Source organism: Amycolatopsis sp. cg5 (assembly GCF_041346955.1).
Lineage (GTDB): Bacteria > Actinomycetota > Actinomycetes > Mycobacteriales > Pseudonocardiaceae > Amycolatopsis.
Genome location: NZ_CP166849.1, coordinates 7,869,914 through 7,885,631 on the forward strand (window position 1 = coordinate 7,869,914; position 15,718 = coordinate 7,885,631).

A 15,718-nucleotide genomic window follows, 5' to 3' on the forward strand; every position below is an offset into this window, starting at 1 on the left:
AAACTGTCGACAAAGGACACTTAAGTAGGTGAATTCCTCGCTTATTTTCCCCTCGCCCACTCAGGGTCATTGAGCGTAACCGAGGAGTTGCCCACGAGGTCTCATCTCGTCAAGCTGACCGCGCTGTCCGCGCTGACGCTGGCCTGCCTCGCCGTGCCGAGCACCGCGACCGGCGCCGGCACCGTCGCGGCGGCACCCGGCCAGGAGTGCTACACGCCCGAGCACTCGGCCGCCAGGTCCAAAGACGGTGACGTCCACTCCCTGACGCCCGGCCAGGCCGCGTCCATCGAGAGCAAGATGGCGTCGAAGCTCGCCTCCAAGCGGGTCACCAACTCACTCGCCGCGGCCAGCATCCCGACCTACGTGCACGTGATCCACTCGGGCAGCACGGGCAAGCTGAGCGCGTCGACGATCTCGAAGCAGATCTCGGTGCTCAACAGCGCGTACGCCAAGGCCGGCTACAGCTTCTCGCTGCAGAGCACGGACTACACGGACAAGGCCGCCTGGTACAACGGCATCACCGACGGCTCGTCCGCCGAATCGCAGATGAAGAACGCGCTGCACAAGGGCGGCTCCAACGCGCTCAACATCTACACCGCCTCGCTCGGCGACGACCTGCTCGGCTGGGCGACCTGGCCGTGGGACTACAGCGGCTCGCCCAAGATGGACGGCGTGGTCATCCTCGACACCTCGTTCCCCGGCGGCTCGGCCACCAACTACAACGAGGGTGACACCGCCACCCACGAGGTCGGCCACTGGATGGGGCTCTACCACACCTTCCAGGGCGGCTGCTCCGGTTCGGGCGACTACGTCTCCGACACCCCGGCCGAGGCGAGCCCCGCTTCCGGCTGCCCGACCGGCCGCAACACCTGCAGCTCCGCCGGTGTCGACCCGATCCACAACTTCATGGACTACTCGTACGACGGCTGCATGTACGAGTTCACCGCGGGCCAGAACACCCGCATGACCAACGCCTGGAACGCCTACCGCGGCTAAGGACTCGTGAGTGTTCCCGACGGTTCTAACCGTCGGGAACACTCACGACCTCACGGCACCAGCAACGTCTTGCCCACCGCGGCGCGTGACTCGATCGCCGCGTGCGCGTCGGCCGCCTTCTCCAGCGGGAACCGCTGCCCGATCACCGGCCGCAGCACCCCACTGGCCACAGTGGACAGCGCGCTGCCGACCAGCTCCCGCAGCCCGGCGGCGTCCGGCCTCGGCACGTCGACCACGGTCACCCCGCGCGCTTCCGCGTCGGAGGTGTCCGTCCAGCTCCCGCTCGCGAGCCCGAAGCTGACCATCCGGCCGCCCTTGCCCAGCAGCTCGAACGCCTGCCGCCCCACCGTCCCGCCGACCCCGTCGAAGACGGCGTCCACCCGGAACGTGGCGTCGTAGACCCGGTCCGGCCAGTCGTCGCGCCGGTAGTCGATCGCGAACTGCGCGCCCAGCCCCCGCGCCAGCTCGACCTTCTCAGGACCGCCCGCCAGCGCGATGACGGTCAGGCATTCGGCCACCGCCAGCTGCACGAGCGCGCCGCCGACACCGCCCGCCGCGGCCTCGACCAGCACGGTGTCCCACTTCCGCAGCCCGGCCGCGCGCAGCAGCATGGTCGCCGTGCGCCCGTCGGCGAGCACCGCGACGGCCGCGTCCGTCGCCGCCCCATCGGGTATTTCCACCAGGTTCGACACCGGCGCGACCGCCAGCTCGGCGTACCCGCCGGAGCCGCGCAACGACGACACGACGCGCTTGCCGACCCACTCCGGCGGCCCCGCGCGGACCACCCCGCCGACCCCGTTGCCGGGGATCATCGGCAGCTCGACCGGGAACGGCCCGGTCCCGGCCCGCACCTGCGTCTCGACGAACGTCGTGTTGACATAGTCGACCGCGATCAGCGCCTCGCCGTCCCCCGGCACCGGATCGGGTGCTTCTCCGGCGAGCAGCACCTCGGGTCCGCCGAACTCCTTCAACCACACGGCTCTCATGCCTCCAGAGCCTGGTACCTCAAGTTATCTGGAGGTCAACTGGTTGTCGCGAGACGACCATGAAAGTGCGGCAATACTGTTCCGGTGGCACGATGACACCGCCGTCCGGGTGGCTCACCGTGGTCGGTAACACCTCACCCCACCGTCCGCCGCCAGGAGGCAGAAAGTGCGCATCGCCGTTCCCCGTGAGATCAAGAAGCACGAGTACCGGGTCGCGTTGACCCCGGCGGGCGTGCACGAACTGGTCGGGCGCGGTCACGACGTCTTCGTGGAAGCGGGCGCCGGGCTGGGTTCCGCGATCACCGACGAGGAGTACGTCTCCGCCGGCGCGAAGATCCTCGCGACCGCCGACGAGACCTGGGCAGAGGGCGAGCTCGTCCTCAAGGTCAAGGAGCCGATCGCCGAGGAGTACCCGCGCCTGCGCAAGGACCAGGTGCTGTTCACCTACCTGCACATCGCCGCCGACCGCCCGCTGACCGACGCGCTGCTCGCGTCCGGCACCACCGCGATCGCCTACGAGACCGTGCAGACGCCGAACGGCGCGCTCCCGCTGCTCGCCCCGATGTCCGAGGTAGCCGGTCGGCTCGCCCCGCAGGTCGGCGCCTTCTCGCTGATGAAGCCGAGCGGCGGCCGCGGCGTGCTGCCCGGCGGCATCCCCGGGGTGCACCCGGCGCGCGTGGTCGTCATCGGCGGCGGCGTGGCGGGCATCAACGCCGCCCGCGTCGCGCTCGGCCTCGGTGCGGACGTCGAGATCCTCGACACCAACGTCGACCGCCTCCGCCAGATCGACAACGACTTCGGCCCGCGTATCCGCACGGTCACGTCCAACCGCCTCAGCGTCGAAGAGGCCGTGCTCGAGGCCGACCTGGTCATCGGCGCGGTGCTGGTGCCCGGCGCGAAGGCGCCCAAGCTGGTCTCGAACGAGCTGGTCTCGCGGATGAAGGCGGGCAGCGTGCTCGTCGACATCGCGATCGACCAGGGCGGCTGCTTCGCCGACTCGCGCCCGACCACGCACGACGAGCCGACCTACACGGTGCACAACTCGGTCTTCTACTGCGTGGCGAACATGCCGGGCGCGGTGCCGAGGACGTCCACCTACGGCCTCACCAATGTCACGCTTCCCTACGCGGTGCAGCTGGCCGACCACGGCTGGAAGACGGCGCTGTCGGCCAACGGCAGCCTCGCCAAGGGCCTCAACACCCACGACGGCAAGCTGACCAACGAGCCGGTCGCCGTCGCGCACGGCCTGCCGTACACCTCGGTGGCGTCCGCTCTGGTCTGATCCGGGTAACGAAGAAGCCCCCGCCGGTCCAACCGGCGGGGGCTTCTGTCTTACGTAAGGGGCGACCCGCTCAACCAGCCTGGGGGTCACTGGGAGCGGGCCGCCACGTCCTAGCTTAGGCAACTTCTCCCGACTTCGCTGCACGGGGTCTCGAAGTTGCCCTAAATACTTGTTAACGGAGAAGCCGCGCAGGTGGTTACCAGGTCGAATACGGCCGTGAAACCGGACATCGGACGGGCAATCCCCCTGCCATCGCCGGACCGGGGGTGACGAAGCTCGCTTTGGAACGGCCTCGGCGGTTCCGCACGCGTCGTGCCCCCGACTTTGACAGGATGGCGCCGGATCAACGTCGGGGAACGAAGGAGCGGTATGCACGACGGCAGCGGCCGCATCGCGGTGCAGGACCTGACCAAGGATTTCGGGCAGGTCAGAGCGGTACAGAACCTCAGCTTCACCGTGGAGCCCGGCTCGGTGACCGGCTTCCTCGGGCCGAACGGCGCCGGGAAGACCACCACGTTGCGCATGCTGCTCGGCCTGGTGACCCCCACCTCAGGTTCGGCGACCATCAACGGCCGCCCGCACGACCAGCTCGTCCACCCGGCCCGCGTGGTCGGCTCGGTGCTGGAGAACGAGGGCTTCCACCCCAAGCGGACCGCGCGCAACCACCTGCTCGTCTACGCGGCCGCGATCGGCATGCCGGACCAGCGCGCCGACGAGGTGCTCGGGCTGGTCGGGCTGAGCACCGCCGCGGACCGCAAGGCGGGCGGGTTCTCGCTCGGCATGCGGCAGCGGCTCGCGCTCGCGACGGCGCTGCTGGGCAACCCGCAGGTGCTGGTGCTCGACGAGCCCGCGAACGGCCTCGACCCCGAAGGCATCCTGTGGCTGCGGAACTTCCTGCGCTCGTACGCGCGTGAGGGCCGCACGGTGCTGGTGTCGAGCCACCTGCTGAACGAGGTCGAGCAGACCATCGACAACGTGGTGATCATCAGTCAGGGCCTGACCCGCTACTACGGCTCGCTCGACCAGCTCCGCAAGAGCCAGCGGTCACGCGTGCTCGTGCAGCCCGCGGATGCAGGCGCGCTCGTGAAGGCGTTGCAGGAAGGCGGCCTGACCGAGGTGGCGCCGAATCCGGACGGCCGGGTCGCCGTCTCCGGCGCGACCGTGCAGCAGATCGGTGACCTCGCCGCGAAGGCGGGCGTCGCGATCTACGGCATGCAGGAGGATCACGCGGACCTGGAGAAGCTGTTCTTCCAGCTCACCCAGCCGCAGTTCGCCGCGGCGCCGCCCGGCTACCCGCAGCAGGGCCCGCCGCAAGGGCCGCCACCGGGTGGCTTCCCGCCACCCCCGCAGTATCAACAAGGCCCGCCGCCTGGTTACCAGCAGCCGGGTCCGCACCAGGGCTGGGGAGGCCAGGGCTGATGGGCAACCTGATCAAGGCCGAGTTCCGCAAGACGCTCACCCTCAACACCTGGTGGGTGCTGCTGATCCCGCTGGTCATCACCGCGTTCGGGTTCTCCTGGGTGTGGGGCCGGATCACGAACGACTTCGTCGACTTCATCGGCCGCAGCGACGCCGCGCTGATCGCCTCGGCCATCGGCGTCCAGCCGGACGCGCTGCCGGTCGGCCTGCTGTCGATGGCGCACGGCGTCAACATCGCGGGCATCATCCCGGCGCTGTTCGGCGTGTTCGCGCTGGCGGGCGAGTACCGCAGCAAGACGATCACCACCACCTTCCTCACCGCGCCGAACCGGATCTCCGCGCTGAGCGCCAAGATGATCACCTACGTGGTCTGGGGCGCGCTCTACGGCGTCGTGGCGTTCGGCGTCTCCGCGCTGGGCACCCTGCTCACGGTGGACTCCACGCGCATGCCGAGCGGTCCGCAGTGGTTCGCCGCGCTCGGCGCGACCGTGCTGTCGTTCGTGCTGGTGACGTTGTTCGGGATCGGCGTCGGCGCGGTGCTGAACAAGGTCACGCTGGCCGTCGTGCTGCTGCTCGTGTGGTTCCTCGTGCTGGAGTTCGGCGTCGTGCTGGCGACCTGGAACTGGACCACCGTGCTGGGCACCATCCTCCCGAACGGCGCGGCGAACGGGATCGTCGGCGGTGTCGCCTCGGAGGCCTTCAAGATCAACTCGCTCGACTTCGGCACCGAGGACGGTCGCTGGGGTCAGTACTTCCTCCAGCTCACCGCGGGCTCGCCCGGCGTGGTCAGCTGGTGGGTGTCCGCGCTGATCTTCGCGGGCTGGACGGCGGTGTTCTTCGGCTTCGGCTGGGCGTCGAACCAGAAGCGTGACATCACCTAAATAGCCCACGGCGAAAAAGCGACATTTCTCCCTAAGCTGGTGGTTAGTTGATCACCAGCTTAGGGAGAAATGTGCGGAGACCTGCCGTCCTGCTGACACTGGCCGGGCTGATCTTCACCGGAACACCCGCGCTCGCGGCACCACAGAGCGCGGTGCTGCTCGCCGACACGAACCGGAACGGCGTCGTCGACGGCGCCGACCAGGCGGGCAAGGGCAGGTGGACACCCCAGCGCGGCGCGATCTTCCTGCCCAACATCGACGACGACGCCCAGCGTTGCAAGGTGACCCCCGAGGACCTCGAGGACCATTCGATCGAGGTCGATCTGCGGCTGGCAGCGTGCAACGACGCTCAGGACGACGTGGTCAACGGACCGCTGGACCTGGCCGACCTCGCGCCGCTGCGGACCACGCCTGGCAAGGCGAGCCAGGACGGCACGGTGTCGCTCGGCGCGGGCGAAGGCAAGTACGCCCGCCTGTGGGTCGAACGCGGCGGCACCTGGACCTCGCTCGGCGAGGGCGGCACGCTCACCGCCAAGGAGCTGACCGACGGCGCCCGGCTCGCACTCGAAGGCCGCGATGTCGTGCGGGACAAGGCCGTCTGGAACGGCGTCGTCACCGTCACGCTGAAGACGGCGGGCGCCGCGGACTCCGTCCAGCTGCGGGTCGCGCCGCTGATCATGCAGAGCGACTTGAAGGCGCCGCGCAAGGTGGTCACCTCGACGCCACCGGCCGAGAACGAGCGCGGATACCCCGAATTCCTGGCCGGCCTGAAAAAGGCGATGGCTGCGGCGAACCTGCCGGAGTCCGCGCTGACCAGGGTCACCGACTACGACGAGTGGTTCCAGGACATCTTCGAACCCACCACCGCGAGCATGCCGGGTCCCGGTGGGCGACCGCAGGTGCTGCATGTCCTGTTGCGCAGCGCGAACCTGCGCACCGCCGACTTCCGCAGCGGGGGCGGCGGCTCCTCGCTGCGCCAAGCGGGCCGCCTGGTGTTCACCACGCTGCGCGGGCCCGGTGTCGGTGTCGTCCAGCAGTTCACCGGCGAGCGCGACGAGACGGTCGACGACAGCCTCAACTCGACCGGCAACTACGAAAGCCTGCCGCCCTATCGCGGCTATCCGCTGGGCAGGCCGCTCTACGGCAGCGTCGCGAACCGCAAGCCCGATCCCTCGTTCACCAAGCTGGTCGACGCGCAGTACGCGGACCCCGTCAGGATCGACACCTCGTGGCTCATCGTCGGGCATTCCGACGAGACCACGCACGTGATACCGGCACGCACCGCACGCGGCTGGACCATCATGATCGCCGACCCGCGCCTCGCGCTCGACGTCATGCGCAAGGCCGCGAAGGACGGGCACGGCAAAGCGGTCCTGTTCGACGGCACCAGTGAGAAGAAGAAGCCGACGATCGACGAAGCGCTCGCCGATCCGGCCTTCCTTGAGCAGAACGAAACCGCGGCCAAGCACATCGACACCCAGATCGCCGTGCTGACCAGGGAAACCGGCCTCGCCGAGCGCGAACTCGTCCGGGTTCCGGTGCTGTTCGAGGAGGTCCACCTCGACCAGATCGACGAACTCGTCGCGTCGGGCCGGATTCCGCCGCAGACCAAGGCGGGCATCCAGAAGCGCACGGTCCCGGAGCGGGTCTTCGGCGCGCACACCGCGGGCATCCCGAACGGGATCTCGCTCGGCGGCGGCGTGTTCGGCGCGCCGGACCCGCACGGTCCCCGCGTCGACGGCGTCGACCTGTTCAAACTCAAGACCGAGCAGGCCCTCGCGGGCTATCCGCTGAAGGTCTCCTGGGTCGAAGACTGGGATTTCGCCCACAAGTGGCTGGGCGAGGTCCACTGCATCACCAACGCGCTGCGGGAGCCCACCAGGGCCGACTGGTGGCGTGCGTGATCGAACTTGTCGGTGGGCACGCTTAGTCTGGCGGAGTGACCACAGCACCATCGCGTTCCCGTCAAGGGGTTCCGGACATTGAGACGGATCCAGCCGCCAAGAACGGCTGGATCCGTCGTCTCGCCGCGGCCTGCTGGCGGCACCCCAGGCTCGTGGTGCTCGCGCTGCTCTCGGCCATGTTCGGGGTCGGCCTGCAGGCGGCGAGCCCGCTGCTGGTCAGGACGGCGGTCGACGACGCGGTCGCCGGCCACACCGGGCAGCTCACCTGGCTCGCGGTGGCGCTGATCGGGTTGCAGCTGCTGGCTTTCGGCACCGCGTTCGTCCGCCGGTACATCGGCGGCAGGCTGGCGCTGGACGTCCAGCACGACCTGCGCCAGCGGGTCTTCGCCGCGGTGTCCCGGCTGGACGGTGGCAAGCAGGACTCGATGAAGACCGGGCAGGTCGCCTCGCGCGCGATCACCGACCTGCAGCTGGTCACCACGGTCGTCATGCAGGTCCCGCTGTCGGCGGGCTCGGTGATCTTCGCGGTGCTGTCGCTCGGCGCGATGGTGTGGATGTCGCCGACGCTCACGCTGATCGCGCTCGTCGTCACGCCCGGCGTGGCGATCATCCTGGCCAGGAGCCGCAAACGGCTGTTCCCGGCCACCTGGTCGGCCCAGCAGCGGGCGGCGGACGTCGCGCAGCACGTCGAGGAGACCGTCACCGGCGTCCGCGTCGTGAAGGGGTTCGGCCAGGAGGCGCGCGAGGTCGCCAAGCTCGAGCGCACGGCGAAGACGTTGTACGCGGAGCGGCTGCGCGCGGCCAGGCTGTCCGCGCTGCCGACGGCGACCACCGCGGCGCTGCCCGCCGCTGGCCAGGTCGCCGTGCTCGGCGTCGGTGGCGTGATGGCGTTGCACGGCACGGTCAGCCTGGGCACCTTCCTGGCGTTCGCGACGTACGTGTCGGCGCTGATCGGGCCTGCCAGGATGCTGTCCGCGCTGGTCGTGCAGGCCCAGCTGACCAGGGCCGGCGCCGAGCGCGTCAACGAGCTGATCGACGCGCAGCCCGAGGTCGTCGAGCGGCCGGACGCCGTCCCGTTGCCCGACGGCCCGCTCGAGATCCGCCTCGACGACGTCAGTTTCGGTTACACGCGAACGGATCCGGTGCTGAACGGGCTGTCGCTGGAGGCCCGTCCCGGCGAGACGCTGGCGCTGGTCGGCACCGCGGGCTCCGGCAAGTCCACGATCTCCTTGCTGCTGCCCAGGTTCTACGACGTGCACACCGGGTCGGTGTCGCTCGGCGGCGTCGACATCAGGGATCTCAAACTGGCCGAGCTGCGCCGGTCGATCGGCGTCGTCTTCGAAGAGGCGTTCCTGTTTTCCTCCTCCATCAAGGAGAACATCGCGTACGGGCGCCCGGACGCGAGTGACGAGGAGATCTTCGCGGCGGCGCGCGCGGCCGAGGCCGACGAGTTCATCCGCAGGCTCCCGAACGGTTACGAGACGCTCGTCGGCGAGCGCGGGCTCACCCTGTCCGGCGGCCAGCGGCAACGCCTGGGTCTCGCCAGGGCCCTGATCACCGACCCGCGTGTCCTGCTGCTCGACGACGCGACCTCGGCCGTCGACACGGTCACCGAGGCCGCCATCCACGACACGCTGCGTTCGGTCACCGCGTCGCGCACGACGCTGCTGATCGCGCACCGCCGGTCCACCTTGTCGCTGGCCGACCGCATCGCCGTGCTCGACGCCGGCCGCGTCGTCGACATCGGCACCGCGGCCGAGCTGCAGGAGCGGTGCGCGCTGTTCCGCGAACTGCTCGGCGGGGAAGGCGAAGGCGTCGAAGAGGTCCACCGCTGCGACGGCCTCGAATGTGGGCCCACGGGCATCACGCCGAGCCTGTGGCCGGACACCGGCGAGCACGACGCCGCGGCCGAACTCGCCGACTCGGCCAAGCAGCGCACCGCCGCGGCGCCCACGGTCGGCGGCCCGCCCGGATCGGCGGCCTTGGAACTGCCGCCGACCGAAGAGCTGATCGAGGGCGTCCGCCGCCTCCCGCCGGCCACCGACGTCCCGCGCCTGGCCGGCGTCGACGTCACCGCGCCCGATCCCGAATTCCGCCTGCGTGGCCTGCTGCGCCCGGTCCGCTGGCTGCTCGCCGCGGCGATCGGCCTGGTCGCGGCCGACGCGCTCGCCGCGATCGCGCTGCCGGCGCTGTACCAGCAGGGCGTCGACCAAGGCGTCCGCGCCGGCCTGCAGTCCGGCATCTGGACGGCGGCCGCGATCGGCGCGGTGATCATCTTCGCCGACTGGTTCGTCATCAACGCCCGCACCAAGCTCACCGCCCGCGTCGGCGAGACCGTGCTGTACGCGTTGCGCGTCCGCAGTTACGCGCACCTGCAACGGCTCGGCCTCGACTACTTCGAGCGCGAGCTGTCCGGCAAGATCATGACCAGGATGACCACGGACGTCGACGCGCTGTCGACGTTCCTCCAGACCGGTCTGTCCACCGCCGTGGTCAGCGCGCTGACCCTGCTGGGCATCTCGGCGGCCCTGCTGATCACCGACGTCTCGCTGGCGCTCTACGCGTTGGCCGTGCTCCCGATCCTCGGCGTCGCGACGGTCCTCTTCCGCCGCTCGGCCTCGGCCGCGTACACCGAGGCCCGCGAGCGCGTCAGCGTGGTCAACGCGGACATGCAGGAGAACGTCTCCGGCGTCCGCGTCGCCCAGGCGTACAGCCGCGAGGAGCGTTCCGCCGAGGACTTCGCCTCCCGCAGCGACGCCTACCGCAGGTCCCGCCTCCGCGCCCAGCGCTACATCGCGACCTACTTCCCTTTCGTCTCCATGCTTTCCGGCGTCGCCGAGGCCGTCGTACTGGTCGCGGGCGCCAACCGCGTCGCCGCGGGCAGCCTCTCGGCGGGCGTCCTGCTCGCCTTCCTGCTCTACCTGAAGCTCTACTTCACCCCGATCGAAGAGCTCTCCTCGGTCTTCGACGGCTACCAGCAGGCCCGCGTCGGCCTCGCCCGCATCGGCGACCTCCTCCGCACCCCCACCTCGGTCCCGCCGGCCACCGATCCGGTACCGGTCCCCGCCAAACTCCACGGCGAGGTCACCCTGGATTCCGTCGATTTCTCTTACGCCGGAACCGAAACCCTCGCGTTGTCCGACATCACCATGCACGTCGCCCCCGGCGAGACGGTCGCATTGGTGGGCGCGACCGGCGCCGGCAAATCCACCGCCGTCAAACTGGTCGCCCGCTTCTACGACGCCACCTCGGGCACCGTCCGCATCGACGGCGTGGACGTCCGCGACTACGATCTGACAGCCCTGCGTAACCGCCTCGGCGTGGTCCCCCAGGAGGCCCACCTCTTCTCAGGCACGGTCGCCGACAACGTCCGCTACGGCAAACCCTCGGCCACCGACGCCGAAGTCGAAGCGGCCGTCCGCGCGGTAGGCGCCCTCGACGGCGTCGCCTCCCTACCCGCAGGCTTCCACCAGCCCGTGGGCGAGCGCGGCCGTTCCCTCTCAGCAGGCCAACGCCAGCTCATCGCCCTCGCCCGAGCCGAACTCGTCGACCCCGACATCCTCCTGCTCGACGAAGCCACAGCCGCCCTCGACCCCGCAACGGAAGCCACGGTCCTCCGCGCCACCGAGCACCTCACCCGCCGCCGCACCACCTTCGTAGTTGCCCACCGCCTCGCCACAGCCGCCAAAGCCGACCGCATCTTCGTCCTGGCCAACGGCCGCATAGCCGAGCAAGGCCCCCACCCCACCCTCCTAGCCGCCAACGGCCCCTACGCCCACCTCTGGTCCCTGGACACCCACGCCTAACCCACCCACGTCTCACCACCGGCTCCCGCTCAAGCCACTCGACCCCCCGGTCGCGCTAGATCGCCCGGGGTCGCCCGGGGTCGCCCGGGGTCGTGAGCGTTCCGCCCGGTTAGAACCGCCCGCAACGCTCACGACCCACCCCCACCCTCCCCACTCTCGTATCCCGACTCCCCAAGCCCGCGACCCGACTCCCCAGGCACACGTCCCGACTCCCCAGGCACACGTGCCGACCGCTGAGGCACACGTGCCGCCCCTCCAAGCCCACGCGCCGACCGCTTAGGCACGCGCGCCGTCCCCCTGTGCACGCGCGCCGTCCATCTGCGGACACGTGCCGTCCCCCTGTGCACGCGTGTCGTCCATCCAGGTACGCGTGCCGTCCATCCGTGCACGCCTGCCGTCCTCTGCCACACCTATCTCGCGAACCCGCCCACCCCCGCCACAAAACCCACCCGAGTCTTTGCCCCTCCCGCACGCACCTTTGCCGTTCCCGTACGCGTCTTTGCCGATCCTGCACGCGAGTTCGCCGCTCCCGCACGCGACTTTGCTCGCCCCGCACGCGACTTTGCCGCGACCGCGCGCGACTTTGCCCGTCCCGTACACGAGTTCGCCTCCCCGGCCGAGTTACCGGTCCAGCCCAGCGGTTCGCCCGCGCGTGCCTAGGTGTGTCGTCCATCCATGCACGCGTGTCGTCCATCCAGGTACGAATGCCGTCCATCCGCGCCCAGGCGTCGTCCGACCAAGCTCGTAAACCCTGGCCCCACGCAGGCCCTCCCCAGGCTCATTGTCATACCGACCGGTTGGTACTACGTTTGCCGAATGATCGAGACGGCACGCAAGACCTGGCGCATCATCGAGCCTTACCACGGCATGATCTACTTCGCCCCCGAAGCAACGGCCGCCTACAAGGAACTCGGCCTGGGTTCCCGCGCGGGTTACTTCGCCTCCAGGTCAGCCGCGCTCGGCGCCGTCCCGTCGTCCGTCGTCGTCGCGACCTTCTACAACTTCAACCCGGTCACGGTCCACGAGTCGATCACCCAAGCCTGGACGGCCACCACACCCGCCGCGGTCCTCGAAGCCCGCCACACCGCGGCCGACCAAGTCCTCCGCCGCATCCTCGGCGACACGGTCACCTCCCCCAAAATGGCCCGCGCCGCCCAGCTCCTCCGCGAGGCCGCCGAAACCATCACCGCCGACGTGACCGGCCGCCCCCTCTTCGCCGCGCACGCCGCGCTGCCCTGGCCATCCGAACCCCACATGGTCCTCTGGCACGCCCAGACCCTGCTCCGCGAATACCGCGGCGACGCTCACATCGCGGCCCTGCTCACCGCGGGCCTCAGCGGCATCGAAGCCCTCATCACCCACGCCGCCGCGGGCGACGTCCCGGCCGAGACCCTCCGCAACTCCCGCACCTGGTCGACCGAGGACTGGGAGTCCGCCATCGCCGCCCTCCGCAAACGCGACTGGCTCACCGACGCCGAAGCCCCCACCTTCACCCCGACCGGCACGGCCCGCCGAGCCGAGATCGAGCGCGCCACCGACGACAACAGCGTCGCCCCCTACGCCCACATTGGCGAGACGGCCTGCGCCGAACTTCAGCTCCTCGTGAAACCCTTCAGCCGAGCGCTCGCCGAGGAACTGATGCCCTGGTTCCTCCCCAATAAGGCCTAGACACCGTCCCCGCCAACCCGGCTGTTCTCCAACGCGAGCTACTCGTCAAAGCCACTGTCAGCCGGCAGTTCGTCGGTGACCGGCGGATAGACCAAGGTGTACTCCGGGACTTCCTTGCCGATTTCTTCCCACGGTGTACCCCTTACATAAAAGGCGACACCTTCAGGAACCCAAGTCCGCGAAATGTGTATCCCGAAATTACAGAAACCGCACCAGAACATCGCCGACCCGATGCGGTCGGACTCATTCGCGACGAAGGCGATGCGCAGTGCGTCGTGACCACAGTTGGGGCAAACGACAGCCGGCTTGCCCGGCAACGCTTCGTAGAAGTCGCCATACGCCTTTTCCCAGGCCTCGTAGGACGCATGGTCAATGCTGGCCATCAGGATCCCTGCCCTTGCTGACGGTTGATCGGATGATTGTCCCACCACTCCCGCTCTCGCGCGTAGGCGTCATCCTCCCACCGCTCTTTCTCCGCCACGCTGCCGGGACGCCTGCCGCCATTCTGGGCAAATTGCTCGGCATGCACATTCTCATGATAGATCGTCCTGGCGAGTTGCTCCTCATTGACGAACGCGCCGGGCGCGATGCGCACATCGGAGCCGTTGCGAATCGGATCTGTCTGACCGAAAGCGCCTCTCAGGCTTTTGTCGACGCGAGCGCGCGCCTGGGGATGTAGCTGGATGCCGTACTTTTCCTGGATCAGACGGAAATTCGCCTCGGAGAGCTTGAGCTTGCCGCTTTCCCAGTATTCGAAGCGGGGGTCGCGCCGCTCCGGCGGCCAGGGCTGAGGCTTCTCGCCGTCAGTCGGCTGACGATGCAGAGCTTGGTCGGACGGGCCGTGGCTTTCCGGCGTCGTGTGGCCGTCGGCGCCGGACGACGAGGTGCTGCCACCGTCATGAGTACTCGACGGGCTGGTGTGCTCCTTCGGAGCGTCCACATCGGACTTACCGGCCTTACGAGCAGCCGAGGGAGACGTCCCGTCCGCCCGCTTACCAAGCTTCTTCGCCAGCTTCGAGAGCTTTTCGATGATTTCGCCGAGCTTGTCCACGATCTTGCGGACCTTCGGACCGACATTGCTGATCGTCTTGACCAGCTTCCGGATCACCTGCGAGACCTTCGAGATCGTCGACGTGATCGCCGCCGTCGCCTGCGCGGCCACCAGCGGCGTCGCGAACCCGAGCGTGCACGCCTCCTCCAGCGCCCACGTGATCAGCTTGCCCACCAACGTGGCGATCAGGTCGCGCACGGTCTCCCGGACCGCCGCCACGACCTGACCCATCACCATCACACCGGTCGAGATCCCGTCACACAGCGACGCCGCACCCGCGACCGCGTCGACCTGCTCGGCGACCTCAGCCCGATACGCCTCGCCCGCCGCGCCGGCCCAGCCCGCGGTCCCGCCCTTGGCTTCATTGGACAGATCGCCCGCGATCGCGGTGACCTCGCGCGCCACGTTCGCCCAAGTGTCCGAAAAGGACTGGATCACCGGCGGATTCCCGGCCAGCCAATCGAGACAGTCCTTCAACGGCTTCACGTGCTCGATCAGCCACGACACGCCGTACTGCGCCAGCGTCCCGATCGGATCGACGACCAGCGACAGCGCTTCGAGGCCGACACCGACCGCGCCGAGGCCGCCTTCGACCCATGAGCCGTCCTTCACCCCCAAAGCCAGGTCGTTGGCCGACTCCAGGATGCCGATCCCCGTCACACCGGTCGTCTGCGACTGCGCCTGCGCGACGAGCGGATTCCCCTCCGGCATGCAAAGCCCCCTCAGTACACCGGCCCGGCCTTCTTGATGGCGTCGGCCGTGGCGTCTTCCTGCTTTTCGTAGGCGGAGACGGCGTCGCGGACCTTGGCCGCGGTGCCGTTGATGGACTCGGACGCCGTCTGGAGCGCGCGGACGCCCATCTGCTCGAACGGGTCGAGCATCAGCGCGAACGGCTGGCAGATGACGCCGTACGCGCTGTTGTCCATGGTGACCTGCTGGGCGGCCTCGACCGCGGTCTTCATGCGGTCGGCCAGGCCGTCGACCTTGCCCGCGTGCCCGCCGAGCTCGTCGCCGAGTACGCGGTATCCACCGTCTGGCATCTGCTAATCCCTTCGCAGGAACGACTGGTCGCCGAAGTCGTCGTCATCGGGCGGCGCCGGGCGGGCCGGGCGGGGCGGGCGGGGCGGGGCCTTCGGGGCGGGCGGCTCTTCCTCCACGGCCTCGAACAGCTGGCGTCGCGGTGGCTCCGGGGTGACCGGCTCGTCCTCGGGCGGGGCGGCCGGAAAGTTGTCGACCGCGGTGGCGACGATGTGGCGGGACGTGTCGTCGTCGCCGACCGTCTCGGCGACGATCTGGGCCATGCGTTCCGGATACCTGGACTGGGCCTTCTGGATCGCCTTCATGACGTTGGCGGCGATCTCGTCGGGCGTCATCGCGCGGACACCTTCGGTCATCTTGATCGCGGTCGGCAACCCGTTGTGACCCACCGTCACCGCGACCGCGCCGTTCGCCACCGATTCGGTGATCGAGATCTGCTGGACCTGCGCCTGCATCGCCTCGTACCGCTGCGACTTGGCGACCGCGTCACGCTCCCAGTCGTCGACCATGCGCTCGACGTCAGACAACTCCGACACCACTCCCCCTCTCGGCCGGAACCTGGGACGTACCTGGTGATCCGGCGGTTCCCTTGCAGGCTGCATCATCACGCGATGTGACGTCCATCCCCCATCTGGATCGACCCAGTGACCCAGGTCTTAGTGCGCCACGCCTCACACATGCCAGTTC

At 69.3% G+C, this 15,718-nt stretch carries 12 protein-coding genes; 7 read left to right on the top strand and 5 right to left on the bottom strand.

What is annotated here, in order from left to right; genetic code table 11:
• Positions 1–87: 87 nt before the first annotated feature.
• Positions 88–996 carry a zinc metalloprotease gene (locus AB5J62_RS35560; protein WP_370944380.1) on the top strand — a complete coding sequence of 303 codons (909 nt, stop codon included), beginning with the start codon at positions 88–90 and terminating at the stop codon, positions 994–996.
• Between the two features lie 50 nt (positions 997–1,046).
• Here AB5J62_RS35560 and AB5J62_RS35565 read toward each other — a convergent pair whose 3' ends face one another.
• The gene (locus tag AB5J62_RS35565) at positions 1,047–1,982 is read right to left on the bottom strand and encodes a zinc-binding dehydrogenase (RefSeq protein WP_370944381.1); all 936 of its coding nucleotides are present in this window, start codon (positions 1,980–1,982) and stop codon (positions 1,047–1,049) included.
• Positions 1,983–2,148: 166 nt separating this feature from the next.
• On the opposite strand from AB5J62_RS35565, the gene ald reads away from it, so the two are divergent.
• The 6 genes from ald to AB5J62_RS35595 all read left to right on the top strand — a co-directional run bounded on the left by ald (position 2,149) and on the right by AB5J62_RS35595 (position 12,942).
• Positions 2,149–3,264 (top strand): alanine dehydrogenase, encoded by a 1,116-nt coding sequence (gene ald, locus AB5J62_RS35570; protein ID WP_370944382.1) that lies wholly within the window; start codon positions 2,149–2,151, stop codon positions 3,262–3,264.
• Positions 3,265–3,633: 369 nt separating this feature from the next.
• Positions 3,634–4,683: an ABC transporter ATP-binding protein gene (locus AB5J62_RS35575; RefSeq protein ID WP_370944383.1), complete on the top strand. Its 1,050-nt coding sequence runs from the start codon at positions 3,634–3,636 to the stop codon at positions 4,681–4,683.
• Positions 4,683–5,564 (top strand): ABC transporter permease subunit, encoded by an 882-nt coding sequence (locus AB5J62_RS35580; RefSeq protein ID WP_370944384.1) that lies wholly within the window; start codon positions 4,683–4,685, stop codon positions 5,562–5,564. Before AB5J62_RS35575 ends, AB5J62_RS35580 begins: the two co-directional genes overlap by 1 nt.
• A gap of 71 nt (positions 5,565–5,635) precedes the next feature.
• Entirely contained in the window at positions 5,636–7,468 is a 1,833-nt protein-coding gene (locus AB5J62_RS35585) for a protein-arginine deiminase family protein (RefSeq protein WP_370944385.1), read from the top strand.
• 35 nt (positions 7,469–7,503) lie between these two features.
• Positions 7,504–11,274 carry an ABC transporter ATP-binding protein gene (locus AB5J62_RS35590; RefSeq protein ID WP_370944386.1) on the top strand — a complete coding sequence of 1,257 codons (3,771 nt, stop codon included), beginning with the start codon at positions 7,504–7,506 and terminating at the stop codon, positions 11,272–11,274.
• 816 nt (positions 11,275–12,090) lie between these two features.
• A complete protein-coding gene (locus AB5J62_RS35595) occupies positions 12,091–12,942 on the top strand; it encodes a hypothetical protein (RefSeq protein WP_370944387.1) in 852 nt (283 codons plus the stop codon).
• A gap of 38 nt (positions 12,943–12,980) precedes the next feature.
• Here the strand turns inward: AB5J62_RS35595 and AB5J62_RS35600 are convergent, their stop codons facing one another.
• From AB5J62_RS35600 to AB5J62_RS35615, 4 genes are read right to left on the bottom strand one after another with little or no spacing between them, the layout of a single operon-like run.
• On the bottom strand, positions 12,981–13,325 hold the full coding sequence (locus AB5J62_RS35600; RefSeq protein ID WP_370944388.1) for a hypothetical protein: 345 nt from the start codon (positions 13,323–13,325) through the stop codon (positions 12,981–12,983).
• On the bottom strand, positions 13,325–14,704 hold the full coding sequence (locus AB5J62_RS35605) for a hypothetical protein (protein WP_370944389.1): 1,380 nt from the start codon (positions 14,702–14,704) through the stop codon (positions 13,325–13,327). Before AB5J62_RS35605 ends, AB5J62_RS35600 begins: the two co-directional genes overlap by 1 nt.
• A gap of 11 nt (positions 14,705–14,715) precedes the next feature.
• Positions 14,716–15,033, bottom strand: a complete 318-nt coding sequence (locus AB5J62_RS35610) for a type VII secretion target (protein ID WP_370944390.1) — start codon at positions 15,031–15,033, stop codon at positions 14,716–14,718.
• A gap of 3 nt (positions 15,034–15,036) precedes the next feature.
• Positions 15,037–15,567, bottom strand: coding sequence for a YbaB/EbfC family nucleoid-associated protein (locus AB5J62_RS35615; RefSeq protein WP_370944391.1), 531 nt, complete (start codon positions 15,565–15,567; stop codon positions 15,037–15,039).
• Between the last annotated feature and the right edge of the window lie 151 nt (positions 15,568–15,718).

Bases quoted from the DNA above. Each gene is read 5' to 3' on its own strand.
- AB5J62_RS35565 (WP_370944381.1), bottom strand. From the start codon at position 1,982: ATGAGAGCCGTGTGGTTGAAGGAGTTCGGCGGACCCGAGGTGCTGCTC.
- AB5J62_RS35575 (WP_370944383.1), top strand. From the start codon at position 3,634: ATGCACGACGGCAGCGGCCGCATCGCGGTGCAGGACCTGACCAAGGAT.
- AB5J62_RS35580 (WP_370944384.1), top strand. From the start codon at position 4,683: ATGGGCAACCTGATCAAGGCCGAGTTCCGCAAGACGCTCACCCTCAAC.
- AB5J62_RS35595 (WP_370944387.1), top strand. From the start codon at position 12,091: ATGATCGAGACGGCACGCAAGACCTGGCGCATCATCGAGCCTTACCAC.
- AB5J62_RS35600 (WP_370944388.1), bottom strand. From the start codon at position 13,325: ATGGCCAGCATTGACCATGCGTCCTACGAGGCCTGGGAAAAGGCGTAT.
- AB5J62_RS35605 (WP_370944389.1), bottom strand. From the start codon at position 14,704: ATGCCGGAGGGGAATCCGCTCGTCGCGCAGGCGCAGTCGCAGACGACC.
- AB5J62_RS35610 (WP_370944390.1), bottom strand. From the start codon at position 15,033: ATGCCAGACGGTGGATACCGCGTACTCGGCGACGAGCTCGGCGGGCAC.